The 13,241-nt window shown below is 69.1% G+C and carries 12 protein-coding genes and 1 pseudogene; 3 read left to right on the forward strand and 10 right to left on the reverse strand.

Going from position 1 to position 13,241, the window contains the following annotated elements; translation table 11 throughout:
• Nucleotides 1-31: 31 nt before the first annotated feature.
• Nucleotides 32-694, forward strand: coding sequence for a ligase-associated DNA damage response endonuclease PdeM (gene pdeM, locus VGD28_RS15385; RefSeq protein WP_331029235.1), 663 nt, complete (start codon nucleotides 32-34; stop codon nucleotides 692-694).
• Nucleotides 695-821: 127 nt separating this feature from the next.
• Here pdeM and VGD28_RS15390 read toward each other — a convergent pair whose 3' ends face one another.
• The 6 genes from VGD28_RS15390 to VGD28_RS15415 form a co-directional block, all read right to left on the reverse strand.
• Nucleotides 822-1,538: a head GIN domain-containing protein gene (locus tag VGD28_RS15390; protein WP_331029236.1), complete on the reverse strand. Its 717-nt coding sequence runs from the start codon at nucleotides 1,536-1,538 to the stop codon at nucleotides 822-824.
• Nucleotides 1,539-1,677: 139 nt separating this feature from the next.
• Nucleotides 1,678-2,403: a head GIN domain-containing protein gene (locus VGD28_RS15395; protein ID WP_331029237.1), complete on the reverse strand. Its 726-nt coding sequence runs from the start codon at nucleotides 2,401-2,403 to the stop codon at nucleotides 1,678-1,680.
• A gap of 107 nt (nucleotides 2,404-2,510) precedes the next feature.
• Complete coding sequence (locus VGD28_RS15400) at nucleotides 2,511-3,044, reverse strand: CarD family transcriptional regulator (protein WP_066578977.1); 534 nt, start codon at nucleotides 3,042-3,044, stop codon at nucleotides 2,511-2,513.
• A 273-nt stretch (nucleotides 3,045-3,317) separates the two neighbouring features.
• Nucleotides 3,318-3,659, reverse strand: a complete 342-nt coding sequence (fdxA, locus tag VGD28_RS15405) for a ferredoxin FdxA (RefSeq protein ID WP_331029238.1) — start codon at nucleotides 3,657-3,659, stop codon at nucleotides 3,318-3,320.
• A gap of 103 nt (nucleotides 3,660-3,762) precedes the next feature.
• Entirely contained in the window at nucleotides 3,763-4,068 is a 306-nt protein-coding gene (locus VGD28_RS15410; protein WP_331029239.1) for an RNA-binding S4 domain-containing protein, read from the reverse strand.
• A complete protein-coding gene (locus VGD28_RS15415; protein ID WP_331029240.1) occupies nucleotides 4,061-6,622 on the reverse strand; it encodes a helicase-related protein in 2,562 nt (853 codons plus the stop codon). The genes VGD28_RS15410 and VGD28_RS15415 overlap by 8 nt, the downstream gene beginning before the upstream one ends.
• 225 nt (nucleotides 6,623-6,847) lie before the next feature.
• Here VGD28_RS15415 and VGD28_RS15420 point away from each other — a divergent pair, with 225 nt between their 5' ends.
• Together VGD28_RS15420 and VGD28_RS15425 are read left to right on the forward strand one after the other, a co-directional pair.
• Nucleotides 6,848-8,347, forward strand: coding sequence for a M23 family metallopeptidase (locus tag VGD28_RS15420; RefSeq protein ID WP_331029241.1), 1,500 nt, complete (start codon nucleotides 6,848-6,850; stop codon nucleotides 8,345-8,347).
• Nucleotides 8,344-9,057, forward strand: coding sequence for a LamG domain-containing protein (locus VGD28_RS15425; protein WP_331029242.1), 714 nt, complete (start codon nucleotides 8,344-8,346; stop codon nucleotides 9,055-9,057). Before VGD28_RS15420 ends, VGD28_RS15425 begins: the two co-directional genes overlap by 4 nt.
• On the opposite strand, the gene VGD28_RS15430 is transcribed toward VGD28_RS15425, so the two are convergent.
• From VGD28_RS15430 to VGD28_RS15445, 4 genes and pseudogenes are all read right to left on the reverse strand, one after another.
• Nucleotides 9,054-10,673: an ATP-binding protein gene (locus tag VGD28_RS15430; protein ID WP_331029246.1), complete on the reverse strand. Its 1,620-nt coding sequence runs from the start codon at nucleotides 10,671-10,673 to the stop codon at nucleotides 9,054-9,056. The two genes, VGD28_RS15425 and VGD28_RS15430, sit on opposite strands and share 4 nt — an antisense overlap.
• A gap of 165 nt (nucleotides 10,674-10,838) precedes the next feature.
• On the reverse strand, nucleotides 10,839-11,561 hold the full coding sequence (locus VGD28_RS15435; RefSeq protein WP_331029243.1) for a TIGR02186 family protein: 723 nt from the start codon (nucleotides 11,559-11,561) through the stop codon (nucleotides 10,839-10,841).
• 161 nt (nucleotides 11,562-11,722) lie between these two features.
• On the reverse strand, nucleotides 11,723-12,637 hold the full coding sequence (locus VGD28_RS15440; RefSeq protein WP_331029244.1) for a sulfite exporter TauE/SafE family protein: 915 nt from the start codon (nucleotides 12,635-12,637) through the stop codon (nucleotides 11,723-11,725).
• A gap of 59 nt (nucleotides 12,638-12,696) precedes the next feature.
• Nucleotides 12,697-13,241: pseudogene (locus VGD28_RS15445) on the reverse strand (hypothetical protein); the annotation flags it as partial.

Below are 13,241 nucleotides of genomic sequence, written 5' to 3' on the forward strand. Positions count from 1 at the left end.
CTGGCCGCCCGGTGCGGCGATAGCGGACTCCATGGTTCCCTTTTCGTTCGCCGGCCAGGAGTTTCGCGCGCTGACCGAGGGCGCGCTGTACTGGCCGGCGCGCTGCGCGCTGATCGTCGCCGACCTGCATTTCGAGAAGGCGAGCTGGTTCGCCGCGGGCGGCCAGATGCTCCCACCCTATGATTCGATCGCGACGCTGGCCGCGCTGGCCGCGCTGGTCGAGCGGACGCAGGCGATCGAGCTATGGTGCCTTGGCGACAGCTTCCACGATTCGGCGGGATGCGAGCGGCTGCCCGATGCGGCGCGCGCGGCGCTGACTGCGCTGACGGGGGCGCTGCGCTGGGTGTGGATCACCGGCAATCATGATGCGGCGCTTGCCGATCATTGCGGCGGCGAGATCGTCGAAGAAGCTGAGGTCGACGGGCTGCTGCTGCGCCACGAAGCCGATCCGGGCGAGCTGCGGCCGGAGCTTTCGGGGCATTTCCACCCCAAGTTGCGCGTGCGGCTGCGCGGGCGGCAGGTGGCGCGGCGCTGCTTCGTCGCCAGCCCGGCCAAGCTGATCCTGCCTGCCTTCGGGGCCTTGACCGGCGGGCTGGACGCGCACCACCCCGAGATCGTGCGCGCGGTAGGACGTGGCGCACAAGCGCTGGTGGCGCTGGAGGATCGCCTGCTGCGCTTCCCGATCGCGGCCTAGGGTGTCCTGAATTCAGCCCATGCGGGGCTGCAAAGCGCGATTCTCTGCGCTCCCGTGCTCACGTACCTTTAGTACGCTGCGCTCCGGTGCTCGATAATCACGCTTTTCGCCTCCACCTGAGCTGAATTCAGGACACCCTAGGGGCGTAGGGGCGCTCGCTCTTGCTTGCGCAGCTGGCCGGGCCGGGGCCGGCGAGGCGACAGGCGGCGGTGCCCTCGACCCGCACCGATCCGGTGCCGAGCGCCGAGACGGTCGCGGTGAAGCGCGCGGTGAAGCGGCTGTTGCCCGCGCTTTGCGAATGGACGGTCAGGTCGTTGACCGCGACACCCGCCGCCTCGATCGAGCCGGCGCCGTAGGAGGTGAAGCGCGCGTTGCGCGCGGTGCCGGCATCGAGCCGGAGAAGCCCGGTGCCGGTGAGCGTGGCGGCGAGCTGATCGGCGGCGACGCTGCGCACGGTCAGCGACCCGGCGCCATTGATGCCGAGATCGATGCGCTGACCCGCGATGCCGGCGATCTCCAGCCTGCCGCCGCCATTGATGTGCGCGGCGCGCAGGCGCGGAACAGCGACGGTGACGGCAGCCTGCCCCTCCTTCTCGCGCCATCCGTCCCAGGTCGCGGTGCTGACCCCGACGACGAGCGTGTCGCCCCGATTGCGGATGCTGACCCGCTCGATCGCGCGGCGATCGCCGGTGATGGTGGCGGAGGGCGATCCCGCGATCACGCGCACGTCGAACGGGCCGTCGATGCGAAGCCGGTCGAAGCCGGTGAGCATCACGCGGCGCTCGTCGGGAGCAGATGCCCCGGCGGCGAGCAGGGCGAACGGGATCAGCAGGGCGATGCGCATCGCCGGTGGATCGCATCAATCGCCCGGCATGCGCAAGCGCATCCGGTCATGCCGGCAGACGCCACCAGTCCGCTCCCCCACTCGGCTACCCAACGCAAGTGCATCTATGGGTGGCCGGGTGGGAGCGGGCAAGAAGCGGTCAACTACAGCGCGCGTCGCCCGAGCCCATCTTGCTGACCGAGCATTTGGCCCCGCCGGTGAGCTCGACATTGCCCGATCCGACGATCGAGATATCGGCCTCGCCCGTCACCTGCGCGCGGATGTTGCCGGATCCCGCGATCGAAAGGTCCCCGCGCGCAGCCTTCAGCGCGGGCGCATCGATGTCGCCCGACCCGGCGATCGAGGCGTCGATCGCGCTCGCCTGGCCCGCCGCGATGCGCAGGTCGCCGGAGCCGGCGACCGACAGATCGGCCTTGCCGCCGGTGAGCTGGGCGATGCTGAGATTGCCCGATCCGGCGATGGATCCGTCGAAATCGCCCTGCGCGCGGTCGACCGTCATGTCGCCCGATCCGGCGACGCTGGCGCTGGTCAGCCGGGGCAGGGTGACGGTGATCTTCGCACCCTGGTCGCCGCCCCATTTCCAGTCGCCGTCCTTGCGGCCGATGCGCAGCGTATCGCCGTCCTTGCGGATCTCGAGCCGGTCGAGCAGTGCGCTGTCACCCTGTGCGGTGACTGCGAAGCTGGTGCCGGTCTTCACTTCGACATCGTCGGCGCCGCTCAGCGACACGCCGGTGAAGCCGGCGACCTCGAAGGTGCGGGTGCCGCCCGATCCGCTGGGCTGGACGACGTCGCCGCTCATGCCGTTGGCGAAATTGCACGCGGCGAGCGGGAGGACGGCGGCAGTGATGGCAAGGGCGAGCTTCATCGCGACTCTCCTATGTGTATTGCGATAATAATACACCAGACGACGCGCGGCGCAAACAAAAAGGGGCGACCTCACGGCCGCCCCTTTCGGTTCGACGTGACGCCGCGTCAGGCGGGCGCCTTGTCCTTGTTGTAGATCGCCGCGGCGGCGCGCAGGATGTCGAGCAGCTTCTCGAGCGCGGCCTTCTCGTCGATCTGCTCCATCGCGGCGAGCTCGCGCGCGAGACGCGAGGCGGCGGCCTCGAAGATCTGGCGCTCCGAATAGCTCTGCTCGGGCTGGTCGTCGGCGCGGAACAGGTCGCGGACTACCTCGGCGATCGACACCAGGTCGCCCGAGTTGATCTTCGCCTCATACTCCTGCGCGCGGCGCGACCACATGGTGCGCTTGACCTTGGGCTTGCCCTTGAGCGTGTCGAGCGCTTCCTTGAGCGTCTTGTCGCTCGACAGCTTGCGCATGCCGACGCTCTCGGCCTTGTTGGTCGGCACGCGGAGCGTCATCTTCTCTTTCTCGAAGCGCAGAACGTACAGCTCGAGCTGCATGCCCGCGATTTCCGACTTCTGGAGTTCGATCACACGGCCAACGCCGTGCTTGGGGTAAACGACATAATCGCCGACATCGAAGGACAGCGCCTTGGCAGCCATGTGGGGGAAGCCTTTCTAATCAACGTGGCCCCTTTGGGATTGCGTCGTCCGCCCGGTGCGGTTACCGGGGCAAGAACGCCGCTTCGGGGCAAATCAACAACGGTCTCCAGTACCGAAACGCGAATCCTCGCGTCCGGCGCGCTGTTTAACACAGATGAAATAAAATTACCACCCCGGAATCCGCGGGATTCCGGATGCTGCGCCGCGTCAGATAGCGTTGTCGATAGCGCTATCCGGATTGGTCATCAGGCCGGATCCGGAACGAGCAGCCAATCAATCTCCCGCGCCGGGCTCCGGCGAGAAGAACTTCTCGTACTTGCCCTCGACGCCTTTCATCTCGTCGGCGTCGGCCGGGGTCTGCCCTGCATTGCGCGTGACGTTGGGCCATTGCGCGGAGAAGGTGTTGTTGAGCTCGAGCCACTGCTCGAGGCCGCTCTCCGTGTCGGGCAGGATCGCCTCCGCCGGGCATTCGGGCTCGCACACGCCGCAATCGATGCACTCGTTGGGGTTGATGACGAGCATGTTCTCGCCCTCGTAGAAGCAGTCGACCGGGCAAACCTCGACGCAATCCATATACTTGCAGCGGATGCAGGCATCGGTGACGACATAGGTCATGGCGGTTTCAGGCCCCTAGAGCGCCCCTGCGGGCGGTGAACCTGTTCCTGCTATGCCCGCGGCTCGGGCGCGTCAATCAAGAGACGCTTTCTGCGATACGTTCTCAGATCTTGGCCGTTTCCGCCTGCGTCACCGGCCCGGGGAGCAGTTCCTGATAGAGCGCGGCGGCTTCGGGTGCCGGGCCGCGCCGCCGCGGCAGTGCCTCGACCCGCAGCACGCGCACGCGGCCGCGCAGGGGGAAGGCGATCACCGAGCCGATGCGGACCTGCGCCGAGGAGCGCTCGATGCGGCGCCCGTCGAGGCGGAGCGTCCCAGCCTCGGCCATGTCCTGCGCAGCATTGCGCGTCTTCACCAGCCGCGCGAACCACAGGAAGCGGTCGAGGCGCATCGCTGCGCCGGGATCACTCATCGACCAACTCCGCGAGCTTGGCGAAGGCCTGGCCCATCGACGTATCGCGTGGCGGTGGTTTGGGCTTGGCGAGCGGGGTCAGGCCCTTCCACACCCAGCGCTGCGGCTCACCCTTGGGCGTGCGCACGCCCTGGAAGCCGATCTGCGCCATCAGCCGCGCGAGCGTGTCGGCGGTAAGGCCCATCGAGGTCGCGAGCGCCGGATCGGGGGTGAAGGGCGTGCGGCCCGTGCGCGTGTCGTGCGCGGCGCGGGCGATGCGCTCGGCAAGGTCGATGCGCACCGCTTGGCTGCCAAAGGGGCGGAAGCCGTGTTCGAGTTCGGCGCCTGGCGCGCCGCGGGGAAGCACGGTGGCGCCTTCGGGCGGCGCGCCGGCGAGGCCGAGCAGCGCGCGGCGCGCGGCGGCGGGGCGTGGCTTGAGCAAGGCGGGCGTGAAAATGTCGAGCGTGCCGATCGTCACTCCGGCCTTGCGCAGCCGCTTGCGGTCGTTCGGGTCGAGCGTCTCGACCAGCGCACCGGCGGCGCGGCGTGGGAGCAGCCCGCCTGCCTCGACCAGTAGCCCAGCGAGCGCACGGACGCGGCCGCCGGCCGCGGCATCGCGGCTCAGCGCGTCGAGCGTGGCGAGATCGGGAAGGCCTTCGGCGATGCGGTTGGCGAACCAGCGCTCGATCCGCTCCTGCGCGGCGGCGCGGACGCGGGCGTCGAGGACGTCGAGCGCGCGGTCGAGCCGGATACGCGGGCGGACGGGATTGCCGGTAGACTCGAGCGTCGCGACGGGCACGCCGCGCCAGGTCACGGCGGCCGCATCCAGCGCTAGCTCTTTGTCGGGCGCCGCCACCAGCGCGTCGCCGCGGCGGCGCAGCTCGCTGGCGAGCCCCTTCTCGGCGGCGGCAAGCAGCATGCGCTTGTCGGCGGCGCGCGCGTCGGGCTCGACCACGAAGCGGAAGCCGTGGAGATGGCCGAGCACATGTTCCTCGACGCTGACCTCGCCCTCGGGACCGACCACCACGGGCAAGTGCGAGGCGCCGGCGCCGATCTGGCGCAGCAGCACCGTGGTGCGCTTGTCGACGAAGCGCTGAGTCAGGCTGGCGTGGAGCGCATCGGAGAGCTTCTCCTCGAGCGATTGGGTGCGCTCGGCCCAGTGGAGCGGTTCTGCAAGCCAGTCGGCGCGCTGTGCGATATAGGCCCAGCTGCGCGCCGCGGCGATGCGGCCGGAGATCGTCTCGACATCGCCATCGACCCGGTCGAGCCGGGCGATCTCGTCAGCAAACCATTGGTGGGGGATATGGCCGGTGCCTTCGCTCAGATGCCGAAAGACGCGCGCGACGAAGCGAGCGTGGGGATCGGCGCCGAGCTTGCGAAAATCGGGCAGGCCGCACGCTGCCCAGAGCCGGCCGACCGTGTTGGAACCGCGCACGCGATCGCGCACCCAGTCCTCGCCCGCGAGGCGCTTGAGCACGGCGAGGTCGACCGCCTCGGGCGCGGCGCGCAGCACGGGGGAATCGGGCTTGCGCTCGAGGCTGGCGATCAGCGCGTCGATGCCGGCGAAGTCCGGCTCGCCCTCGCGCCAGAAGAGATGGTCGAGCGCTGGGATGCGGTGATCCTCGATCGCCTGGATCTCCTCGGAAGTGAACGCGCCCGGCCCTTCCTCGACCAAGGCGCCGAACGTGCCGTCGCGCTGATGGCGCCCGGCGCGGCCGGCGATCTGCGACATCTCGGCGATGGTCAGGCGGCGCTGGCGCCTGCCGTCGAACTTGCTCAATGACGCAAAGGCGACATGGCCGACATCGAGGTTGAGGCCCATGCCGATCGCGTCGGTCGCGACGAGATAGTCGACCTCGCCCGACTGGAACATCGCGACCTGGGCATTGCGGGTGCGCGGGGAGAGAGCGCCCATCACCACCGCCGCGCCCCCGCGCAGGCGGCGCAGCGCTTCGGCCACGGCGTAGACCTCCTCGGCCGAGAAGGCGACGATCGCCGAGCGTTTGGGCAGGCGCGAGAGCTTCTTCGCCCCGGCATAGCGCAAGGTCGAGAAGCGCGGGCGCGAGACGATCTCGGCTTCGGGCACGAGTTTGCGCAGGACGGGGCGAAGCGAATCCGAACCGAGGATCATCGTCTCGTCGCGCCCGCGGGCGTTGAGAATACGGTCGGTGAAGACATGGCCGCGCTCGGGATCGGCGCCCAGCTGGCCTTCGTCGATCGCCACGAAGCCGACTTCGCGAGGGATTTGTTCGTTGTCGGCTCCGGCAAACATGCCTCTGGCATTTCTGTTTTCGGCTCCGGCAAACATGCCTCCGCCGATCGGCATCGATTCCGCGGTGCACAGGAACCAGCGCGCGCCCGGCGGGACGATCCGCTCCTCCCCGGTCACCAATGCGACCTCCTTCGGCCCCTTCATCGCGACGACGCGGTCATAGACTTCGCGCGCGAGCAGCCGCAGCGGGAAGCCGATCATTCCGCTCGAATGGCCGGTGAGCCGTTCGATCGCGAGATGCGTCTTGCCGGTGTTGGTAGGGCCGAGCACCGCGGTGATCGGGCTGTTGGAGAAGCGGCTCATTACGCCGTCAAGATCGGTCGGAGCTGCGAACCGCGCAAGTGCCTGTGTCTACGCTGTTCCCGCGACGTCACCCGGCAAGGCACGATCTGCCCCCGTCGCCGCACGATTCGCCGCATCTACCCAGAATGGGAAGCCTGCTTAATTTGACTTTAGGGACTTGGTTCCACAACGATTCTCCCGGCGCCGGGGGTCGGCGCACAGTATTGGCTTGGGGGGCAGCGCACCTTGTTCTTGCGCGGCGATCATGGGCTTGAGCAGGCGGGCGGCACCAGTGCGCGCTCGTTCGGCCGTGCCCTCGTGATCCGCAAGACCACGCTGGGCGACAGGCTCCGCGAGCGGTTTCCCGATTTCGACCTCGTCCCCGATCTCGGATCGCGCATCGGCAGCGGCGAGTGGTTCCGCGGCGTCGCCACCTGCGCCGGCCTGTGCGCCGCCGTGGTGCTGCTCTCGCCGGGGTTCGAGCGCCCGATCTATGCCAAGGTTCCCGGCGCGCTGACCGGGATCGACGCCGATATCGCGCGCGCGCAGGCGATCGCACCGCTGGCCGCGGGATCGACGACCGGCACCAAGCTCGGCGCGACCAATCTTGTCGCCAATCTCACCGATACGCCCGAACGCCCGATCCTCCAGCATACCGTGACGCTGGGCAGCGGCGGCGCATTGCAGGCCGCGCTGATGCGCTCGGGCGTCGGAAGGGGCGATGCCGTGCGCGCCGCCGATCTCGTGGCGGAGGCGGTGTCGCTCGGCGACCTCAAGTCGGGCACGCAGCTCGATCTGACGCTCGGCCGCCGGATGGACAAGTCGCAGCCGCGCCCGCTCGAGAAGTTGGCCTTCCGCGCCCGCTTCGACCTCAGCCTCGAACTGGTGCGCAGCGGCGGCAGCCTCGCACTCAACGAGATTCCGATCGCAATCGATCATACGCCGCTGCGCATCCGCGGCCGGGTGGGCGAGAGCCTTTATCGCTCGGCGCGTGCCGCGGGCGCCCCGGCCAAGGCGGTGGAGGCCTATATCCGCTCGATCGCGACCCGCGTGCCGATCGGCCGCGTCGGCGCCGACAGCGAATTCGACATCATCGTCGAGCAGGCCAAGGCTGCGACCGGCGAGGTGCAGATGGGCAACCTTCTCTATGCCGGCCTCAACGGCGGCGCGGGCAAGCTCCAGCTGGTCCGCTGGGAAGAGGATGGCCGCACCACCTGGTATGACGGCAAGGGCACGGGCGAGCGCAAGGGGCAGATGGCGATGCCCGCTTCGGGCCGGATCAGCTCCGGCTTCGGCCTGCGCCGGCACCCGGTGCTGGGCTTCTCGCGCATGCACAAGGGGCTGGATATCGCCGCGGGGTACGGCTCGCCGATCCGCGCGGCCAATGATGGCACCGTGGCCTTTGCAGGGCGCAATGGCGGCTATGGCAATTTCGTGCGGCTCAATCACAGCGCCGGCATGGGCACGGGCTATGGCCATATGAGCCGGATCGCGGTGCGATCGGGCCAGCGCGTCACGCGCGGGCAGGTGATCGGCTATGTCGGATCGACCGGCATCTCGACCGGGCCGCATTTGCATTACGAGCTCTATCGCAACGGCGTGGCGATCAATCCGCGATCGGTCTCCTTCTCGGTCGTCCAGTCGCTGAGCGGCGGCGATCTGCGCGAGTTCAAGGCCAAGCTGGCGCGGCTGCTGGCGGTGCCGGTGGGCGGCACGCGCGGCAAGAAGGCGCAGAACGAGGAGTGAGCGCAGGCCGCTTGCCGATGCTCGATCGCCGGACGCTGCTGATCGGCGGGCTGGCGACGATCACCGCGGCGCCGGCAGCGGCGCGGGGCCGCGCCGAAATCTGGACGTTCGACAATCTGAAGCGCATCGGCGGGCTTGCCGTCCGGTGCGAGGGCGGGCCGCGCGTGATCCGCTCGCCGCTCGGCCGCGCGATCGAGTTCGACGGCGTGGACGATGTGCTGTTCCTCGACGCGCACCCGCTCGCCGGGGCCAGCCGCTTCACCTTCGAGGCGTTGTTCCGCCCCGATGGCGGCGCGTTCGAGCAGCGCTGGTTCCATCTCGAGAGCGGCGGCGCGGGCACCGATCCGACCGCGAAGACCGGGTCGCGCATGCTGTTCGAGATCCGGGTCGAAGGCGCCGAATGGTATCTCGACACCTTCATTCTCGGCCCGGGCTATCGCCAGCCGCTGATCGTGCCCGAGAAGCGCTTCCCGGTCGGGCGGTGGCATCATGTCGCGCAGAGCTATGACGGGACGGTCTATCGTGCGTTCGTCGATGGCGCATTGCAGGCCCAGGCGGCGCTGAGGTTCACCCCGCAGGGACCCGGCCGTGCGTCGATCGGCATGCGGATGAACAAGGTCAGCCCGTTCCGTGGCGCGGTGCGGCAAGCGGCGTTCACCAAGGGAGAGGCATTGTCGCCGGACGCGTTCCGGCTGCCGATCCCGCGCTAGCGCCCCTGCGAGCGCCAGCGCTTGATCGTGCGCTCGAGACTCGCTTCCTCGCCGCCCGTGTGCTTCCACAGCTCGGAGAAGAGCGGATCGCTCGACGCCGGCCGCTTCGCCTCGTCGAGCGCATCGAAGGCGACGCGCACCGGGGTCGCCACGCCTTCGCCGACCATGATCGCTTCGCGGTTGCGCAGCGCGGGGATCGAATCGAGGAAGCCGCGCGCGCCCTCGGGCATCGCCGCGCGGACGAACGCCTGGTCGCGATCGTTGTTGAGGCGCATCGCGATGATCGTGCCGCACTGCGAGAGCACGCCTTCGGCAAGGTCCGACGGGCGCTGCGTGATCAGGCCCAGCGACACGCCGTACTTGCGGCCCTCCTTGGCGATGCGGCTCAGGATCCGCCCGACCGAGGAGCCGTCCGCGTTGCGCTCGTTGGGGACGTAGCGGTGCGCTTCCTCGCAGACGAGCAGGATCGGGCGTTGCGCCTCGCCGCGCGACCAGATCGCATAATCGAACACCATGCGGCTGAGCACCGCGACGACCACGCTGGTAATCTCGCTCGGCACGCCCGACACATCGATGATCGAGATCGGCTTGCCGTCGCCGGGCAGGCGGAAGATGCGGCCGATGAAGCTCGCCATCGTATCGGCCACCAGCATGCCCGAGAACATGAAGCCGTAGCGCGGATCGGCCTTGATCTCGTCGATCTTGCTCTTGAGGCGCAGATAGGGGGCGGTGTCGGTCGCCTTGTCCATCTTGCCCATCTCGTTCTGGATGATCTGGGTCAGGTCGGACAGGAGATAGGGGATCGGCGCGTCGACGGTGAGCTTGCCGAATTCGGCGGCGAGCCGGTTCTTCTGCTTGGCCTGGAGGATGCACTTGGCGAGGATATCGGCATCGACCTGGCGATCCGAGCCCTCGGTGGTGACGAAGACCTCGCAATGCTCCTCGAAGTTCATCAGCCAGTAGGGCATGGCGAGGTTCGAGACGTCGAACAGCGCGCCGTTGGTCTTGAACGCCGCCGAATATTCGCCGTGCGGGTCGATCATTACGATGTGACCCTTGGGCGCGAGCTCGCAGATGCGGTGCAGGATCAGCGCGGCGCTGGTCGACTTGCCGGTGCCGGTCGAGCCGAGCAGCGCGAAATGCTTGCCGAGCATCGAATCGACATAGAGCGCGGCGCGGATGTCCTTCGTCGGATAGACATTCCCCACCTCGATATGCGGGCGGTCGTCGGCGGCGTAGATCTGGCGCAGGTCGGCGGTCGAGACCGGAAAGACGCCGGTGCCGGGCGCGGGGTAGCGGGTGACGCCGCGGCGGAAGCCATAGAGCTTGCCGGTCAGCTTCTCCTCGACGCCTTCGCCGAGAAAATCGACCTGGGCGGCGATCCGGCCGGACGCGTCATCGAAGCGCAGCGAGCGGACATTGGCGACCAGCCAGGACGGGCCCGAGCGCATCTTCACCTGGCTGCCGACGGTGCCGGCATTGGCGATCGCGGGATCGGCGCTGGTGGAGAGCGATTCGAGCACCGCGGGGTCGAACACCACCTCGCTCGACGCGCCGCCGATCGCGAAGACCGCGCCGATGCCCGTCAGCGGTGCGCCGGAAGCGGCGGCCGCCAGCGCCGCATCGGATGCGGGACGGGGGCCGTCAAAACGCTGTCCGCCCAGATCATCGGTCGTCAAGATACGCTCCCCGGTTCATCCGAACCGATATGGAGCCTTCAAGGTAAAGAATGGGTTCGCAAGCTTGCTTGGCGTTGCCGGTGCCGAACCACTATCCGACGCTCAGAATCGCCGCCAGATCGCGCCCGCCGCCCAGCCGAAAAACACCGAGAGCAGCACCGCAGCGATGCCATAGAGCACCGAGGACCGCTCCGCGGCGCGCGCGATCCAGCGTTCGAACCCCGACTTGCGGATGTCGATATCGCGCACCGCTGCGGCGAGCACGCGGCCGTCGCGGATCAGGAAGGTCTCGGCGGTGAAGCGCCCGACGGGGACGCGGGCGGGGATGTTGATGCGGGCGCGATAGAGTACGCCACCGGATATCTCGACCGTGCCCGGCGCCTCGTAATAGAGGCCGGTGCGCTTCTTGAGATCGACCAGCCCCGCGTCGAACCGGGCCTGCACCGCCGGCACCGCCCCCGAGGCGGGGGAGAGCTGCAGGCTGTCGAGCCCCAGCTCGTAGATGGCGCGGGTGCGCGCATCGACGATCTCGCGGATCGGGCGCGAGGAGGCGACCGCATAGAAGGACGGCGCCGAGCGGTAGCGCGTGCGATCGGCATTGACCCAGATGCCGGCGATCTTCTGCTTCTCGCGCACCAGCACCGATTCGGTCGGCCCCTTGACCACCACGACGATATCGGCAGGCGGCTCCCCCGGCCGCGCGGCGCTGCCGCCGGCATGGATGATCGCGCCGAACAGCAGCAGATCGGCGCCGGTGAAGGAATAGGCGATCTCGATCTCGCGCTGGGAGACGTCGGGCACGAGGACGGGCTTGGCCTGGCCCATCATGAGCGGCGCGGCGAGCGCGAGGAGAAGCGCTCCTGGCCACCCGGCACCGGCCCGCTCCCCCACCCGGCCCCCCATAGGATACTGGCGTTGGGTGGCCGGGTGGGGGAGTGGGCCGGTGCCGCACTTCAGCGAAGCTGAAGTCAATGAGAGCATGCGCCTCATCCCGGCGTCACCGTGAAGATCTCGTCCGGCCGCCAGGCGAGGCCGAGCACCATGCGCAGCGCCACCAGCAGCACCATCACCGCGAGGACGAGGCGGAGATATTCGGGCTTGGCCTTTGCCGCAAAGCGCGTGCCGAGCTGCGCGCCGACCACCGATCCGAGCAGCAGCAGCACCGCGAGGACGATATCGACCGCCTTGGTCGTCACCGAATGAACCATCGTCGCGGCGGCGCTGACGAACAGGATCTGGAACAGCGAGGTGCCGACCACGACCTGCGCGGGCATGCCGAGCAGATAGAGCATCGCCGGGATCAGGATGAACCCGCCGCCCACGCCGAGCAGCATGGTGAGGATGCCCGTGGCGAAGCCGAGCAGCAGCGGCGCCAGCGGCGAGATGTAGAGACCCGAGCGATAGAAGCGCCAGCGCAGCGGCAGCGCGGCGACCATCGGATGATGCCGCCGCCGCCTTGCCTTGGGCGCGGCGCCGGAGCGCTCGGCACGGATCGCGCCGAGCGATTCCGACAGCATCAGCCAGCCGATCGAGCCGAGCATCAGCACATAGAGGATCGCGATGACCGTATCGATCTGGCCGCTCGCCTGGAGCAGGCGGAACAGCACCGCGCCGGCGCCCGACCCCAGCACGCCTCCCGCGATCAGCACTGCGCCCATGTGCAGGTCGACGCCCTGACGGCGCAGGTGCGCGAAGACGCCCGAGACGCTCGCGCCGGTCACCTGGCTCGCCGACGAGGCGGCGGCAACGGTGGGAGGAATGCCATAGACGATCAGCAGCGGCGTGGTGAGGAACCCGCCGCCCACGCCGAACATGCCCGACAGCAGCCCGACGCCCAGCCCGAGCATCACGATCACGACCGCGTTGACCGAGAGATTGGCGATGGGGAGGTAGAGATCCATGGGCGCTCCTGCGTAACCCCTGAAAGGGGCGCACGAAAGGCGGGCAGACACGAAAGCTGTTAGAAATCCGCACCGACGCTGAGCGCGGGGCCGGAGCCGGGCCGGGCGTCCCCCGCAACGCGCTCGCGCCAGTCGAGCGCGACGCGCAGCGCGCTGTCGCCCAAGGGCACGCTGGCGACAGCGCTCGGCCCGATATCGAGCCGCGCCGCGCCGCGTTGCGCCGCGCCCCAGGCGCCAGCGCCGACGTCGATCCGGGTGCCGCCCGCGGTAGCGACCTGGCGCGTGACGCGCAGTGCGCCATCGGCGAAGGGATCGATGCGCGCCCGCGCGACGGCGCCCGCCTGACCATAGGCCTCGAGGCTGAAATCGAGCGGCAGCGGCACGGCATAGGCGCTCGCGACCACCCCGACCGCCGGGCCGCCCGGCACGCCGCCGAGACCCGCGCGATACTCCGCGACGATCCGGACCGGCGCGGCCATGGGTTGCCATTCGATTCCGGCGGCCGCCTCGCTGCCCCGCCCCGCGAGCGGCGCGGTCAGCCGCGCGAACAGGGCGATCCGGCCGCTGCCCGGATGATAGGCAATTCGCAGCCCGGCCTGGTCGC

The sequence above is a fragment of the Sphingomonas sp. genome (assembly GCF_036402235.1).
Lineage (GTDB): Bacteria > Pseudomonadota > Alphaproteobacteria > Sphingomonadales > Sphingomonadaceae > Sphingomonas.